Source organism: Lysinibacillus sphaericus (assembly GCF_006864135.1).
Lineage (GTDB): Bacteria > Bacillota > Bacilli > Bacillales_A > Planococcaceae > Lysinibacillus.
This window is the reverse complement of sequence record NZ_SADV01000003.1, coordinates 52,754-68,625: the sequence shown is the minus strand read 5'-3', so window position 1 is coordinate 68,625 and position 15,872 is coordinate 52,754. Positions and strand designations below refer to the sequence as shown.

Annotated in this window: 14 protein-coding genes; 10 read left to right on the top strand and 4 right to left on the bottom strand. The window is 34.3% G+C overall.

What is annotated here, in order from left to right:
- Positions 1-65: 65 nt before the first annotated feature.
- Both C7Y47_RS25430 and C7Y47_RS04615 read right to left on the bottom strand, forming a co-directional pair.
- Complete coding sequence (locus C7Y47_RS25430; RefSeq protein ID WP_255505004.1) at positions 66-194, bottom strand: hypothetical protein; 129 nt, start codon at positions 192-194, stop codon at positions 66-68.
- 39 nt (positions 195-233) lie between these two features.
- Positions 234-989, bottom strand: coding sequence for an NAD-dependent epimerase/dehydratase family protein (locus C7Y47_RS04615; RefSeq protein WP_142507690.1), 756 nt, complete (start codon positions 987-989; stop codon positions 234-236).
- A gap of 118 nt (positions 990-1,107) precedes the next feature.
- Between C7Y47_RS04615 and C7Y47_RS04610 the strand changes: the two genes are divergently transcribed.
- From C7Y47_RS04610 to C7Y47_RS04595, 4 genes are all read left to right on the top strand, one after another.
- The gene (locus tag C7Y47_RS04610; protein ID WP_142507689.1) at positions 1,108-1,995 is read left to right on the top strand and encodes a LysR family transcriptional regulator; all 888 of its coding nucleotides are present in this window, start codon (positions 1,108-1,110) and stop codon (positions 1,993-1,995) included.
- 301 nt (positions 1,996-2,296) lie between these two features.
- Entirely contained in the window at positions 2,297-3,325 is a 1,029-nt protein-coding gene (locus tag C7Y47_RS04605; protein WP_436970092.1) for an agmatine deiminase family protein, read from the top strand.
- 12 nt (positions 3,326-3,337) lie between these two features.
- Entirely contained in the window at positions 3,338-3,955 is a 618-nt protein-coding gene (locus C7Y47_RS04600) for a GNAT family N-acetyltransferase (RefSeq protein WP_255505002.1), read from the top strand.
- Between the two features lie 411 nt (positions 3,956-4,366).
- Positions 4,367-4,765 (top strand): cytidine deaminase family protein, encoded by a 399-nt coding sequence (locus C7Y47_RS04595; RefSeq protein WP_142507686.1) that lies wholly within the window; start codon positions 4,367-4,369, stop codon positions 4,763-4,765.
- Between the two features lie 422 nt (positions 4,766-5,187).
- Here the strand turns inward: C7Y47_RS04595 and C7Y47_RS04590 are convergent, their stop codons facing one another.
- Together C7Y47_RS04590 and C7Y47_RS04580 are read right to left on the bottom strand one after the other, a co-directional pair.
- Positions 5,188-6,228 (bottom strand): flavin-containing monooxygenase, encoded by a 1,041-nt coding sequence (locus tag C7Y47_RS04590; RefSeq protein WP_142507685.1) that lies wholly within the window; start codon positions 6,226-6,228, stop codon positions 5,188-5,190.
- A gap of 797 nt (positions 6,229-7,025) precedes the next feature.
- The gene (locus C7Y47_RS04580; RefSeq protein WP_142507684.1) at positions 7,026-7,910 is read right to left on the bottom strand and encodes a GNAT family N-acetyltransferase; all 885 of its coding nucleotides are present in this window, start codon (positions 7,908-7,910) and stop codon (positions 7,026-7,028) included.
- 1,147 nt (positions 7,911-9,057) lie between these two features.
- Here C7Y47_RS04580 and C7Y47_RS04575 point away from each other — a divergent pair.
- From C7Y47_RS04575 to C7Y47_RS04545, 6 genes are all read left to right on the top strand, one after another.
- Positions 9,058-10,449: an alpha/beta hydrolase family protein gene (locus C7Y47_RS04575; protein ID WP_142507683.1), complete on the top strand. Its 1,392-nt coding sequence runs from the start codon at positions 9,058-9,060 to the stop codon at positions 10,447-10,449.
- A 688-nt stretch (positions 10,450-11,137) separates the two neighbouring features.
- The gene (locus C7Y47_RS04570) at positions 11,138-11,524 is read left to right on the top strand and encodes an Rrf2 family transcriptional regulator (protein WP_142507682.1); all 387 of its coding nucleotides are present in this window, start codon (positions 11,138-11,140) and stop codon (positions 11,522-11,524) included.
- A gap of 238 nt (positions 11,525-11,762) precedes the next feature.
- Positions 11,763-12,659 (top strand): NAD(P)/FAD-dependent oxidoreductase, encoded by an 897-nt coding sequence (locus C7Y47_RS04565; RefSeq protein WP_142507681.1) that lies wholly within the window; start codon positions 11,763-11,765, stop codon positions 12,657-12,659.
- A 111-nt stretch (positions 12,660-12,770) separates the two neighbouring features.
- Positions 12,771-13,085: a thioredoxin family protein gene (locus C7Y47_RS04560; RefSeq protein WP_142507680.1), complete on the top strand. Its 315-nt coding sequence runs from the start codon at positions 12,771-12,773 to the stop codon at positions 13,083-13,085.
- 27 nt (positions 13,086-13,112) lie between these two features.
- On the top strand, positions 13,113-14,009 hold the full coding sequence (locus C7Y47_RS04555) for an NAD(P)/FAD-dependent oxidoreductase (protein WP_142507679.1): 897 nt from the start codon (positions 13,113-13,115) through the stop codon (positions 14,007-14,009).
- A gap of 532 nt (positions 14,010-14,541) precedes the next feature.
- Entirely contained in the window at positions 14,542-15,486 is a 945-nt protein-coding gene (locus C7Y47_RS04545; RefSeq protein ID WP_142507678.1) for a DMT family transporter, read from the top strand.
- The last annotated feature ends 386 nt before the right edge of the window (positions 15,487-15,872 follow it).

Here is a 15,872-nt window from a genome sequence, read left to right as displayed (position 1 = left end):
TCTTTTTTAGCTTTACGATTGTAGATTTATAAAAATCGATACATTTGATTCAATGAGCATTTTATTTACTTAGTAGCAATAAGAGCTTTAATCATTTCATTCCAGTAGTCATTAAAAGTCTTTTTCTTTTTAGTTTCTAGCTGTTTTGAGTGGTTAATCTGTGCCGTTTTGGTGTTTTTTGCAAAACGCTTCATAGAAAATCCTCCTTAATATATATAGGCAATTTCTAACGGTCAAAAAAACTGAATTCCGCTCAATTTGAACGCATCTGAATACGGAGTATATGCTACTAATCTTTTTGTTTCTTCAATATTTAAACGTTTAAAACGATTATCTGATATACCATGTAAGATGGAGAAGGGTGGTAGATTTTTAGTGGTAATCGTCTTAAGGAGAAGATCACTAAAATCTTCTGGACTTATATAGGCACTCATGTCTCGAGCTGAAAGTGGCTGACCCTCAGGCTTGTAATCGTCATAAGCACCAATACGGATAGCGATACTTTGTAACTGTTTCTCATAAGCGAAATATGATGCTAATGCTTCCACAAAACATTTGCTAACCCCATACATATTCTTTGGTCTAACTGGTGAAGAATCGGTTACCTGGAAGTCTAGTGGATAACCTTCAACTGCTTGAGCACTGGAAGCAGCTACGACCCTAGATACACCGTTATCTGATGCAGCTTTAAAAATATTGTATGAACCTTTAATAGTATTTTCTAATAAAGAACTATAAAAATCTGCATTTTGAGAAGGATCTCCTGCTAAATGGATAACAATATCTACGTTTTTACAAGCTTCCTGACATGCCTCTAAACTAGATACATCTAGATAAATAACGTCATGATCTGACGACTTCTTAAATTTTCTTAAAGGCAATAAATTAATATCTGCCAGTCTTAATTGATAGTTTGTATGTTCCATTAAAGTATTCGTTATATGTTGACCAATCTTCCCAGCAGCTCCTGTAATTAAAATTTTTTTCACTTCATACAGCTCCTTTTAATCATTTATTAAATTTAATCTGATTATAAGTACATGATTGCCATTAATACAGCGAATAATTATAATGAAGTACATGAAAAAATTTCTTGGGGTGTCAACGATGAGTTTAGTGAAGTATGAAATTTTTAGTAAAGCAGCAGAGGTAAATAGTTTTACAAAAACAGCGGAAGAATTGGGATTAACGCAATCTGCAGTAAGTCATGCTATTACTAGTTTAGAAAAAGAGTTTAACTTTCCTTTATTTATTCGTAATAACTCAGCAATCAAGCTAACTCAGGATGGGAAAGATTTATTAATTACTATTCGGGAGATTCTATATTATAACGATATGTTAAAGCAGGAAGTAAACGCTATTAACGGCTTGAATAAAGGAACGGTAAAGGTAGGGGTATTTAGTAGCATATCTACAAACTGGATTCCTTTTATTATTAAGGAAATGGGGAAGGAATATCCTAATATAGCAATTCAACTAATTGAAGGAAATTATGCTGAGATAGAAAAATGGTTACTAAATAGTGAAGTTGATTGTGGTTTTATTAATAATAAAACGACTTCATTACATTCATTTCAAATTGTAAAGTTAAAGACTGAGCCACTTTTATGTGTAGTATCAGAGCAATCACCTTTACATAACAACAAATATCTATCGGTTGAAGATATAGAAAATACTCCCTTCATTATGCCAACCTATCAATGCTTTGATGATATACAGTTATTTTTTAAAGAAAACAACATTGCGCCAAATATTCGATTCGAAAACATGAATGAAAATTCTATTTTTTCTATGGTTGAAAATAATTTAGGTATTAGCATTTTACCTGAAATGATTATCCCTAAAGATCTGGATTCCATCAAGGTCATCCCACTTGAATTAGCGCAATCACGAACGATTGGATTAGCAATCAGAACGCCTATTTCACCTGCAGTTAAAAAATTCACAGAGATTACTGAGAGTTGGATAAGAAAACAGGAGGCTATAGTTGATTAAATAAAATGTTTTTTAAAGTCTTGTTACTTAAATAGTAGCAAGATTTTTCTTTTTATGAAATAAAGGCAAGGTAATTACCGTTGACCTTGTGGCTGAACGGCATTGAAGAGCAATCAATTTCATTTCGATTTGCCCCTTGAGTTTAACACTGTGTGAAGCACTATAATATGGCCATACTCTTAGCTGGAGTAAGTAGTGTCGGAGGAACTAATAGGAAAATTTGATTAGCTACACTATGCATATCAATTATTTGCGGATGTGTCCAAAAGAACGATATCACAATGTTAAGGAGGTATGAATTGTGGAAAAATATACATTTCCAGATGAAAAAAATGAACATGAAGGCACTTGGTTACAATGGCCTCATGGCTACACATATGGCGATGACTATAGACAAGAAATAGAGCATATTTGGATTGAGATGGCAGCTGCATTAAGTGAAGGTGAAAAAGTTCATATTGTTGCTTACAACCAGACTGAAAAAGATAAAATTACAAATATTTTAAGAGGTCAAGGTATTGATTTGAATATGATTGATTTCTTTATTGCTCCTACTGATGATGTGTGGTCAAGAGATAATGGCCCGATTTTTGTGTATGATCAACATAAAAATTTAAAAATCTGGGGCCCGAATTTTAATGGGTGGGGGGAGAAAACTCCTTTTGCAAAGGATGCTTTGATAAGTGAACGTATCAGTCGGGAGTTAGCCATTGAACGAATTGATATGAACGGATTAGTTATTGAAGGTGGAGCAATGGAGCTGGACGGCAACGGGACCTTTTTGTCAACGAAAAGCTCTGTCGTCAACAAAAACAGAAATCCTAACTTATCCGAAGCGGAAATTGAAAAATATCTCAGCAGCCTTAACGTGACAAATTTTATCTGGCTAGACGGAGTTCCTGGCGTAGATATTACTGATTTTCATATTGATGGATTTGCTAAGTTTTACGACCAAAAAACAATCATTACTTTCTCAGAAAATGATTTGGCCGAATGGGGCCTATCAACGAAGGATATTAAAATATTGTTAAATGCCAAAAATACTTCAGGTGAGCCTTATGAATATGTCTATTTGCCCCTTAGTAAACAAGATATCTCTTTAGAAGATGGGAAAGACATAAATGAAAAAGGTTCGTATGTAAACTTCTATATAGGGAATAAAGTGGTGTTGGTCCCTAACTATAATGATCCTAATGATAAAATAGCAAATGAAATCATCCAAAAACTCTATCCTGAGCGTAAAGTAGTTGGTATTGATGTTAGGTCGCTTTATCAGCATGGTGGGATGATTCATTGTGTGACGCAACAACAACCAGTTAGAAAAAAGTGATAGGTGATGAGAATGCCAATAACAATTGAACCTATGGAACCTAAGTACAATCCTCAGGTCAGCAGATTATATGTTCACGCGTTTCGAGGGAAATTTCAAACTTTAACAAATATGAATGATGGAGATCTAGCTCTTTTTTTCGAAAAGCTTTTTGCGTGTACTCCCATTGATCCAGCAAGCCAAAGAATGGTAGCATTGCAAGATGGAGAGGTTATCGGAACAATATCTATTAAAATAAAGTTAGAAACTAACATAAAGAATAAACAAAGTAATTTTCCTTGGAGGAGCTTTAAAAGTTTTGGAAAATGGAACGTGTTTAAAATGTCTATTGGCCTATATTTATTTGACTATAAACCAAAGTACGGAGAATGTTATATTGCCGATGTTGTTGTCCATCCTGACCATCGAAGCAAAGGAGTTGGAAAGCTGCTAATGCAGTGGGCGCAAGATTTTGTACAAGGAGAGCCACTTCTTGTTAGGCTAAGTTTACACGTTTCTGGTAAAAATCAAAGGGCCAAGGATTTATACGAGAAAATATCATTCCGTACTCATTTACAAGAAAATAGTTTCGTCTGGCATTTTCTATTCAATGAAAAGGAATGGTACTATATGGTGAAGGATATAAAATAAGTTGATTTTAAAAATCAATATTTGTAAGGTTTTCTACAAACTGTTAAAGTGAATAGCGCCCTGATGGCTTTGTCCCATTGGAAGCAACAGTTGATATAAATATCAGTAACGCTGAACTAAATGGTGAAAACCGTAATGAACATGACTCTTGATGAATGGCTTTACCATTTTCGTGCTATAACTTAGAGAAGTAGCGTACAATCAAAAATCTCACTCATTATGTCACGATCTACCATCTCTTTACGGGTCTAACAGATAATGCAGGTCGCGCTTCTCTAATAGTGCAATTATAAGTACAGTGTAGTTCAAATTTTTTGCTTTTTTAGTGAAAATTACACTATTCTTGAGAATCTAACTTTAAGTATTGTTGAAGAATCGATGTCACGTTTTTAGAAAAGGAGGTTCATACTTATGAATCATAAAGAATTAAAAAAAATTGCAACTGCAGTTACTTCGCCAACAGAATTAAATGATTTTGTTCAGTATGGGAGTGTTGGTGCAGCTGTTGAAACTGTAGATAGTAATATTTACACAGGGATTAGTATTGATACAGCTTGTTCTATGGGTTTTTGTGCAGAGCATGCAGCGGTTGCAGACATGTTGAAAAATGGCGAATATCAAATAAAAGCTTTTGTTGCAGTTGACTCGGAAGGAAATGCTGTTCCACCATGTGGACGATGCCGAGAGTTGATCAGTCAGCTTTCAATAGAAAATTTAGAAGCTGTTGTAGAGGTTGAAAATGACACGTTTGTTTTATTGAAAGAAATCTTGCCGTATGACTGGAAAACCAATCAAGGTAGAAAGTGGTAATCAGATAAAATATTAGTACAGAAAAAGGGAGTTATAGATTCCTATAAATATCATGAAGGAATCTATATTTGGATAATTTCCGTTTCACTTGATTTTCTGTCCTTGGAAAATAAAAGGTAAAAAACGAAATCTGCTTTGCGTTATATAGTAGTAAATCTCCGAAAATACACTGCCATTAACATAGCAAAGGGTAAAGAAAATAGAATGACTTAGTCAAACAAAAAGGGAAATCGAACAGCACGATTTCCCTTTTTTCGCTAGTTTTGTGCCACTCTGATGCAATTGATATGATTTTGTTTATTCGAAATAACCTTAAAGGAAATTGATTCTTTTTCCATGTTTCTCTTAATAAGAGTGTCCCAATGAAAGGTATATGGAATGGGGATTCAATTATCAATTACGCAAGGGCGAAATTCAAAAACTTAAATCATCTTTTTCAGAACCGAGTATAAAAACTCAGCATCTTTCCCTACTCCACAAATAAGTCCCGATCCTCTTTGATGTTGCCACGGTAGTCCAATATAATATAACCCTTGTATTGGACTCAATCCTCTTTTATGAAGAGGAAAACCATTTGCATTTAAAACTCCGTCTATGTCTATCCATTTGTAGTCAGGTACAAATCCTGTTGACCAAATAATATTTTGCACGGTTCTTTTGCTATGATCATTAAACATTATTTCTGTGCCTAGTGTTTTTATGACCCTTGGTTTAATAGTTATTTTCTTTTTACGAATCAGATGCTTTAATTCAAGGCCAAAAATAGGGTCATTTTGTTTTCGAAACCATGATCCGCGCCTTGTATCCGTTCCTGCATACAAGAGACCAATCTTTTCTAACCAGTAAAAAATGCTCTTGCCCATAATATTAAGTGGTAAAAATTTAAATGGATGACTAATAGCAATAGTTACATCATGATTCTCTGCAAGTTCAGTCGCAATTTGTGTACCCGAATTCCCTCCTCCAATGACAAGAACGGGACCATCTGGAATCATTTTAGGTGATTGGTATTGGGAGGAATGAATTTGAAATACCTCTTGCGAAAGACTTTCGGAAATTGAAGGAATGAACGGTTTCTGAAAAGCACCAGATGCGATGATAACATGTTTAGAATGAAATATTCCTTTATCAGTAGTGACTTCAAATGTACTTTTTATTTTTTGAACTTTATGTACAGTAGTCTCCATTTTCACCGGTAACAGAAAACGTTTAGCATATGCTTCAAGATAATCCGCGATTTCATCCTTTGTAGGCAATGCATTTTTATCTCCTTCTAATCTCATCCCTGGCAGTGAACTATATGATTTAGGTGTAAATAGGATCAGGGAATCATATCTATTTCTCCATGTATCCCCAATTCTTTTTTCTCCATCGAATATTACAAAATTATAGCCTCCTTGTTGCAAATAATATCCGATGGTTAAGCCAGCTTGCCCAGCACCAATTACAATAATATCTAACATATCTTTATCCCACTTTCTATTATAAAGTTAATATATGTTCATTTGTTCATATATTCATATAATAACATCATTATAACAACTCCATCTCACACGTCAAGTAACTTTCATCTAGTATGAATTGGAGAAGAATTTATGACACATAATTTTATCGATTTAAAAATTACATGAATTTCAAATAAGATAAGACTTCAAATTTTAGAATGTATTAATGATAGGAATAAAACTGTTCCGTTAGATTGTTGAGGAACTTAAAGGCAATCAGTCTAATATTTCGCAACGCTTAGCTTGTATAAAAGGTTGCAGCATCATTGTTGGGGGAAATCAAGGAAAATACTGTTATTATAGCTTGGAGATGAGTATATTCGAGAGCTACATGAAATGTACGATATCGTTGTTTATCCCACTGGAAGATAGTTTATAGATATCAAATGTCTTATTGGATTTTTGGAAATGGACTGTACGGTATATGCTGAAACCCTCGAAAAAACTTTAAGTGTTCTCCCAGATATAAAATACAGTTCAAGTAAATTTTAGTACCGCATGAAGTTTTGTTCAATTTTAATAAAAAAGTTTTCCTTCTGTGGATCTTCAACAAACACACGCTCTTCAAATAAAGACAACTCTATAGAGATGTTATAAAGATAAGGTACTAACTCTTTTTCTGTTAGTACCACATCCTTTTCTATCTCTACAAGAGCTTTTAAGTTCTTCGACGTATTCGCGATAGGACTATGTTTGGTACAAAAGCCTGAAGTGCAAGCTGTATCAATACTTCCAGTATAGATATTTCACTATAACTAACAATGTGATGTTAACGGGAACATAAAGTTACCTTTCAGCAACGGCTCTTTCGTTAAGACGAACAAAGCATCATCATCATTTGGCATAATGGTTGCTGACATGCCCTCGATTGAAAAATTAGGTGTGAAATAAAATATCACTTTTTTGGTTGTTACATTTACAATGCTTGCTAATACAGCTTCAACATCTGGTTCATTTAATGAAATGATATCGAATATATGCAGCGTATCTTCTTCTTCCTCCATTAACACAATCGTTTCTAAATCTTCCACATAGAAAATGGCTTCATAAAATACTAAAGTGAAATAAAACATTAATAAACTTTCATTATTCTCAACATCTAAAATCGTGGAGTTTACACGGCGATTTTTCGCAAACTTTTCAAGTAATGAAAGGTCATTTTCAATAGTAAGCTGTTTTACTTTCGCATCCAAACTCATTTGAATTGAGCTTTTTGCTAGGTCTAAGCTAAACTCGCTTTCATGGAGACGTGTAAAGCCAAACTTCGGATAAAAATCCAATACTGTATCATTCGCAAAAAGATACATGACATCATAAGTATTTTCGTATTCTTTCATAATATGTTGCATTAATTGCTTAGCTAAACCTTTATTGCGATAATTTTCATCAGTCATTACTGTACCAATTTGAATTCCTTTATACATTTTACCATCAATAATTATTGACATTTTATTAACTGAAGCATTTGAGATAACCTTACCTTCATCAACAAATGAATACGGTATATATTTATCATTCCAATACCCTCTGTTGTACCAACCTCGAAAATCTAATTCAAATGTTTTCATTGCTAGGGCATTAAAACTCTCCTTCAAACTTACATTATTACGATAATCACTTACTAATTCATATTTTTTCATCTAAATTCCCTCCAATTTTTGTTTTAATCAACTTGGTGCATTACATGTATTTATGGGAATTATCACCTCCTAAAAACAGAAAAAGACTTTATGAGAATAATAAACTCATAAAGTCTTTTTTTACGCAAAAAAATAAAATTAACCAGACTAAAGCTAATGCTTTTCTTTAGTTGGATTACATAAATTTATTTTCTACTTATATAGATTAGACATTATATCGCTTCTCTTAGTATCGCAAAAGGGCATCACAAAATAAACCTATAAGTAAATTATAGAATAACCCTTCTATTTAAATTCATTGGAATTTAATTTGCGATAATAAGTTTTAGCATAAAAGTCTAATCTCCCTTCTGTTTTTAAGAATAAAGACATACTATCACCTGTTTAGATTTTTGTCTACTTTAAGTATCAATACTCTCTGTTTTTGCCCACCAATTAAATAGAGATAGTGATAGAGAAACTGCTGAATCTACCTTGGCAAACTCAGAGCGTCCTCAACTGTGCAAAGTTGATAGAACAGTAGATAAAATTGGGATTTTATGGGATACGAGGTTCTTTTAGTTTGATTATTATTTCAGAGGTGCAGAAATGCTGGGTAGGGGAGTAATCAATACCCAGCATATTTATTGCTTATCAGGTTGCATGATTTAATGGTTCGCTAGTCGCTAATTTTGAACTTTTGATTTCAGGCTCATAGCGCCTACTTATAGTGTTCCGCACTAATTACCCCGGCTTACGTAATTCATTTAGTATCTCACCGTCTTTGTTATTAACCAAATTTATTTCCTTTGGTTGACCCGATTCCCATAAAGCGTTTTTAATTTTTTCTTTCATTAAAATGAATATTTTTTAATATATTATAATATTTGACCGATTGGTTAGTTTTCGGTATAATTTAATTGACCGTTCGATTAGTTTTATTTGGTCAAATAAAACATATGAAATGTGTGTTATTTATGAAATTCAGCCAAAAGAATAAGCCTGTGATAAAATGCCAGCACAAAAAAGATAAATGGGCATTCAGTAGAAAAAATATACTGAAAAAAATGAAACGAGGAGATTACGTAATGACAATACATATGGTTTGTTTCTTTAACTTGACCGGAGTGTCCATGAGGATGAAGATACAGTCAAAGGGGAAAAGACAATGAATTTTTGGGAGATTGTTTTGATAGTTGTTAATTTTGGCATTCTGAGCTGGATACTGTTAGTAAGCGGGAAAACAAAACAGTGGTCTATCCTTGCCCTAGTAATAGCCTTTGGTTTGGTTATCGTCCAGCTTATTGCGGTAGGCTTCCGCTGGCAGATGATTCCTGCTTATTTATCGCCAATTATTTTGATGACGTACTATCTTTTGCCAGTGCGAGAAAAGAGCGCTAGAAGCTGGGTTTTTGTCACATTTAAGACATTGTTCCTAATTATTTATTTGTCTGTGGCGGTCGCGGTACCTTCACTCTTACCGGTGCTTTCATTTGAAACACCGTCTGGTCCCTTTGCGGTTGGCACGACGCTCTATCATTGGGTCGACGAAAAGAGGGATGAACCTTATACTAAAGATCCTAACGATCGGCGCAAATTAATGGTGCAGATTTGGTACCCAGCTGAGGAAAGAGGCGAAGGGAGGGGGACACCATATATCCGTAATGTGAATGAAGTCGCTGAAGGACTAGAAAAAGCGTTGTCCATTCCGGCCTTTGCATTCAGTCAGCTAGGTTTGGTGAAATCGCATGCGTACCCGGAAGCTCGACTGTCAGATTCAGAAAATCGTTATCCTGTATTGCTCTTCTCCCATGGTTTTAATGGTTTTCGTAATCAAAACACATTTGAAGTTGAGGAGTTAGCCAGTCAAGGTTATATCGTTCTAGGTATCGATCATACCTTTGACGCTGCAGCTACTGTCTTTCCGGACGGTCGAACTGCTTTCTTACAGCCTGTCGATTTGGATAATTTCGCCGAATCAGATCGCCATATCGAATTATGGAAGGAAGATGTCGCTTTTGTTCTCGATCAAGTGGAGAGGTTAAACGAAAGCGACGAGGCCAATCTTTTTACAGGGAAGATCGATACATCTCGTATCGGAATGTTCGGGCATTCTTACGGTGGGGCTACTGCCACGCAAATGCTAGCAGAAGATTCTCGTATCAAAGCAGCCATTAATATGGATGGTACGTTGTATGGCTCTGTTCTTCCCGAAACTGGAATAGGTAAACCATTTCTGCTCATGAGTGCAGATAATAGTGAAGAGTCTGATGACGATTTCGACGAAGATTCTCAAGAAGCGAAGGCTCGCGATAAACGAGCGCTTGCCGGCGGTGGTATGTCGATGGTCATTCCTCATACGAACCATATGAGCTTCACTGATTTTTCTTTGTTCTCCCCACTGTTGAGGAGCGCAGGCGAAAATCCACGACAAGTTCATCGCATCATCAACGAATTTAGCCTTGCTTTTTTTGATCGATATGTGAAGCAGTCGGATGACGGCTCGACTTTGAGAAAGCTGGCTGCAAAATATCCAGAACTCAATTTTCAAGTAAACTGACAAAGGTGTTTAAAAACATATTCTGTGAGGTATTTAGTATACGGATAGAGTTGCCTATAGAGGAGTCTCTCTAGATTTTCATTTGAGAAAATGAGTTAAAATAGGAGAGGAATGAAAAATTAAATAATTCTTCTTCAACTCCTCTATAGTTATTTCTTTAAAATTTAAAATCCAATGTCATAAAATTATGTTATTTTTACACTGAGTTATATGGCAAATAATACGATGCTTGTTGTTCCCAAGGTAAAAACGATAAAAAGCACTGAATTTCACTCTGTTAGGGCCTTTTTAGGAGGAGTGAGATTCAGTGCTTTATTGTCTTATTAGGATAAATGCAACTTCATATTTGATAAACGAGGAGCTGAAGAGTAAATTTGGTGTAGAAAATGGAGAATAATACCTTTAGTCGTTGGTTAATTGCTGTGCTGCTACTCGCATTTTCTTTATCGTCGATATTGTCGCCTATATGGCGGAAAATTGGAAGGTCGCTTGATGAGAAACGATTGGCGGACCATAACGCTTGTTTTACCGGGTGGAAATATTTACGTTAACTAAATTAACATGCTAAACACAGAAAACGCTTAATTTCGTTCCAGTTGTCTTCAACATAAAGACAAAAATATTGAAATCACACAAATACTACGCTATTATGGATATATAAAGTCTTTTATTGGAGTGAATAAATAGTATGAAATATTCAAAAGCTACAAATTATGCACTACACACAATGCTTTTTCTTGCAAAGGAAGCACCAAATAAGCCAGTGGGTGTCCAACAATTAGCTGAGATGCAAAATGTTTCTCCTACGTATTTGTCTAAAATCCTTACTAAGTTAGTAAAAGAGGGAATGATTAACTCCGTATCGGGCGCCAATGGTGGATATACGCTTAGTCAGAATTGGGAAGATATTTCATTTTTAGATATTATACATGCAATTGAAGGTAAATCGTCTTTGTTTGATTGTTGTTTATATAACGATCCAAAGTGTGTAATTAAAGAAGTAATGTTATCTGCAGAAGAAAAGCTGGAGAATGAGTTAAGAAACAGAAAAATATCCGATATTGTGAAAAAATAATAGTGGATTTGGTCCACCATTATTTTTTGGATAATTGGAGATAATAAGAATCCTTTAAGTCTGTTATTGAAACTTAACGATTTTACCCTGGATCTTCTTGGTTTGGTTACTTCTATAAACTTTCACGTGATTTTAGCTTAGAAGCATTCTGTTTTAAACTTCAATTTGAGCAAGAAGGCATGTTGTAATGTTTAAAAACAACATGTACGCTAAACAATTCATGGAGGAGAGCTACATTATGGAATTATTTAATTGTGCAATTATAGGTGGAGGTGGGGCTGGTCTAAATGCAGCTTTGATTTTAGGAAGATCCCGTAAAAAAGTCGCATTATTTGATAATGGAACAAATCGAAATCGTGTGACGCAGGAATCACATGGGTTTCTTACACGTGATGGAATTAAACCAGCTGAATTTAAAGAAGTGGCTTTGAATGATGTGAAAAAATACCCGTCTGTTCATTATTATCCAAACACGGTTATGAAGATTACGAAACAATCAAACGGCTTGTTTAAAATTGAAACTTTAGAAGAAGTTGAATATGTTGCTGAGAGAATTATACTGGCAACAGGTGTTCAAGAGGAATTTCCATTAATTCCGGATATTCGAGAGTATTATGGGAAAAGTTTATTCAGCTGCCCAACTTGTGATGGATGGGAGTTAAGAGATCAACCTTTAGTTATTATTTCTGAAAATGAAGAACATACCCTTTTTAAAGGAAAGCTTATTTGTAACTGGTCAGAAGATTTAGTGATCGCCACAAATGGTCATGAACTTTCTGCTCCGACATTGAATGAACTTCAAAGAAAAGATATAACCGTCATTACGGAGCCTATTAAAAATCTTCATGGTGAGGATGGTTATTTAAACAAAATAGTGTTTAGTTCAGGACTTGAAATTGAAAGAACTGGAGGCTTTATAGTACCTAATTTTGTACGTGTAAATCAATTTGCAGAGCAGTTAGGTTGTCAATTAAATGAAAATGGCAGCATTGTTGTGGATGAAACAGGGCGAACGTCACAGGAAAATGTTTATGCAGCGGGGGAGATAGCTAAATTAGGTCAGTCTTCATTAATAATTGCTGCTGCTGAAGGATACAAAGCCGCGATGGCTGTTGTCTTCGATAGTACAATTTAAAAAATTTTAGCTCAATTGTAGATATTAGAGATCTTTAAAGTTTATTGAAAGGAGGATAGGGGTTCAAGATTATTCTTTCAAAATTTTTATTTCCACGAAGGAGGAAAAAATATGTCAATAGCTCATGTAACAACAAAGCAAGAATTAGGAGAACACTTAAAAACTGAAAAGATTGTGTTAATAAATTTTTGGGCTGAGTGGTGTAGCCCTTGTAAAATGTTCGGAATGGTTCTAAATCAACTTAATGAAGAATTCAGTGATAAGGTGAAAATTTTAAGGGTGAACGTTGACAATAGTCCAGAGCTTGCAGCGGAATATCAGGTACTTGGGATCCCTCATTCTCGTTTGATTATTCATAATAAATTACATGAACCAATTGTTGGGTATGTTCCTTTTGAAAATCTAAAGCAAATTATTGGAGTTTGATTCGTCTTAAAAACAGGAGGAAGAAAAATGGAAATTTTCGAGTGTGCAATTATCGGCGGAGGACCGGCAGGATTAAATGCAGCATTATTGTTAGGTAGAGCGAATCGATTAGTAGCATTGTTTGACACAAAGAATGCCCACCTTGCATTTGAACTTCAGGAGAGTATTTCGAGAAATGGAAACGCAGCTATTGAATTCATGCAAGCAGCAAAAGAAAAATTAAATCAATATCCTACTATTCATTCCATCGTCAGTCAAAGCGTTAGGGCTATTAAACAATCAGACAATAAGCTTTTTAAAATTTATACAGAAGATGGCGAGAACTTTCTTGCTGAGAAAATCCTTTTGACAGATGGTACAAAAATACAGACTGATATTCCTAATATAACGCAATATTACAATAAAAGTATTTTCACTTCTCCATATGGTTATGGTTGGGAATTGAAGGGTAAAAAATTAATTTATATAAATGAAACAAGTGATCCTGCACGAACTGCTAAAATTATTTTTAACTTATCAAATGATTTAGTCGTAGCAACAAACGGCCATGAAATAAAGGAAAATGAAAAGAGAGAGCTGGAAAGTAAAGGAATAACTGTAATTACCGATAAGATTAAAGAAATGAAAGGACATAATGGCGTATTGAGTAGTGTTGTCTTTCAAAATGGGATAGAAATTGAGCGGGAAGCAGGCTTTATTACACCATCCACTTATACAACAAATATTATTGGTCAAGGATTTTCTTGTGATTTAGATGAATATGGATTAATCTCTGTTGATCATTTCGGAAGAACTTCGGAAAAAAATGTATATGCAGCCGGTGATGCTGCTCAGCCTGCACCAACAGAAATTGTTCTTTCAGAAGCAACGGGAATTCAAGTGGCAATGACAATTAATTCAGATACTTCAAGTGAAAAATTTTAATAATTTAAACCTTTTTACTCAAAGGAAGGCTTATGCTTGGGATGGTTCGATGTGATAAAGATACTTGAGCACAAACAATCATGATCAAATTGTAATTTCTATTGAGTGGCTCTAAACATCATTGCAATGAACAATTGAGTGAAAGTTTTAATGAATTAGTGTTAACTGTAGGAGATTTTATATGTTGGTATAACGAGAGGGTATTGGAATGAAAAATAAATTCCATACTCTTTTGTCGATTAGAGGAGATTTCGGATGAGGTGCAAATGGGGATATTGGGGGAAGCCCATGGAAAATGTGCTTTAAAATAATAATGCTTTCAGCAGAGAAGAAAATGGAGAAAGAGTTAAAGAATCATAAAATATCAGACCTTGTTAAAAAAATCTGTGGAAATAATCCACCTTTATTTTTTTGTAAATTAGAGATATTAAGAGTCTTTAAAGTCCTTTAATATAGTTTCAAATTAATATAAAAAATATCAAATTAATTGAGCTAAATTTCGCTCAATGTTAAAAATAAAAGGGGTAAATTTATGCAAATCATCATACTTTACTTAATTATGGGGATAATTATAGGGATGCTTTTCCCTATTCAGGCATCTATAAGTGCTCGTTTAGGTTCTTATTCAAAAACACCTTTAACAGCTTCGTTCGTCGCATTTTCTTTTGGATCTGTGATACTACTCATTATTAATTTAATAGTAGATCCTGCAGGAATCAGTGTTGGGATTGATTTTTCATATCCTTTGTATGTTTTTATTGGTGGAGCAATAGCTGGTATTGGCTTTCATGTAGCTAATGTCATTCTTTTTTTAAAACTAGGTGCTTCCGTTACAACAATAATAACTGTAACTGGGCAAATGATTGTAGGAATTTTAATCGATCATTTTGAGTGGTTTGGTGTACCAGCTAATCCTATTAGTGCTACTAGAATAATCGGGACTATCATTATGATTTTAGCTATTTCATTGGTTCAATCTAAAAAGGAAAGAGATTTAACTACGTCGTCAGAAGAGAAAAAGGACAGAAAAATCATTTGGATAATTCTAGGGGTTATAGCTGGTTTTTTACCGCCATTGCAAACCGCTATTAATGGAAAACTTCGCGTTGCAACGGGCTCTCTTTTAGGAGCTACTTTTATTTCTTTTTTTGTTGGCGCAATTATCTTGCTAATTTTGATTTTGATTACTAAACGTCGCTTAGAGATTCCTTTGTATGACACTCAAAACAAACGTATTCCTATTTGGGTATATATGGCGGGGATATTTGGCATATTTATTGTAACAGGTAACATTGTTTTATTACCTGAACTTGGATCGGTTTTAACTACTATGGTTTTTCTATTGGGACAAATGATGATGGCTGTAATAATCGATCAGTTTGGTATATTTAATTTACAAAAAAGGAAAATCGATAGTAGAAGAATTGCCGCGCTAGTATTGACTATTATTGGAATAATATTTGTTAAGTTCTTGTAATTTTATTATGTGACTAGGCGCAAAGGGTACAGACTTTTAATGGCAAGTCTTTTGCAACCCATTCCTTTGACTACGATACTTATAATAGAAGGTCAACACATAGTAGAGGATAAAATATAATAGAAAGACAAGAACTATATTAGTTAGTGAGGTGTCCTTCAAACCATCTAGAGTATTGACATACCAATTCCTTACAAAATGCTTTTGGGATATAAATATTCCAAAAGCATTTCTCTTAAGAATTCTTAAGGAATTTTATGCTAATTACTTAAGATTTTAAGTTTATAATTTTAGTATAAATTTAAGATCAGTGGAGTGTTATCATGATGAAAAATCTATCTTTTATTCTTCAATATATCTACCATAGATTGGTAGCTCCACTGGCA

Excerpts from the sequence above, each read along its gene's own strand:
- C7Y47_RS04545 (WP_142507678.1), top strand. The coding sequence starts at position 14,542 with ATGCAAATCATCATACTTTACTTAATTATGGGGATAATTATAGGGATG.
- C7Y47_RS04595 (WP_142507686.1), top strand. The coding sequence starts at position 4,367 with ATGAATCATAAAGAATTAAAAAAAATTGCAACTGCAGTTACTTCGCCA.
- C7Y47_RS04600 (WP_255505002.1), top strand. The coding sequence starts at position 3,338 with ATGCCAATAACAATTGAACCTATGGAACCTAAGTACAATCCTCAGGTC.
- C7Y47_RS04555 (WP_142507679.1), top strand. The coding sequence starts at position 13,113 with ATGGAAATTTTCGAGTGTGCAATTATCGGCGGAGGACCGGCAGGATTA.
- C7Y47_RS04590 (WP_142507685.1), bottom strand. The coding sequence starts at position 6,228 with ATGTTAGATATTATTGTAATTGGTGCTGGGCAAGCTGGCTTAACCATC.
- C7Y47_RS04565 (WP_142507681.1), top strand. The coding sequence starts at position 11,763 with ATGGAATTATTTAATTGTGCAATTATAGGTGGAGGTGGGGCTGGTCTA.
- C7Y47_RS04580 (WP_142507684.1), bottom strand. The coding sequence starts at position 7,910 with ATGAAAAAATATGAATTAGTAAGTGATTATCGTAATAATGTAAGTTTG.
- C7Y47_RS04570 (WP_142507682.1), top strand. The coding sequence starts at position 11,138 with ATGAAATATTCAAAAGCTACAAATTATGCACTACACACAATGCTTTTT.
- C7Y47_RS04560 (WP_142507680.1), top strand. The coding sequence starts at position 12,771 with ATGTCAATAGCTCATGTAACAACAAAGCAAGAATTAGGAGAACACTTA.
- C7Y47_RS04610 (WP_142507689.1), top strand. The coding sequence starts at position 1,108 with ATGAGTTTAGTGAAGTATGAAATTTTTAGTAAAGCAGCAGAGGTAAAT.
- C7Y47_RS25430 (WP_255505004.1), bottom strand. The coding sequence starts at position 194 with ATGAAGCGTTTTGCAAAAAACACCAAAACGGCACAGATTAACCACTCA.
- C7Y47_RS04575 (WP_142507683.1), top strand. The coding sequence starts at position 9,058 with ATGAATTTTTGGGAGATTGTTTTGATAGTTGTTAATTTTGGCATTCTG.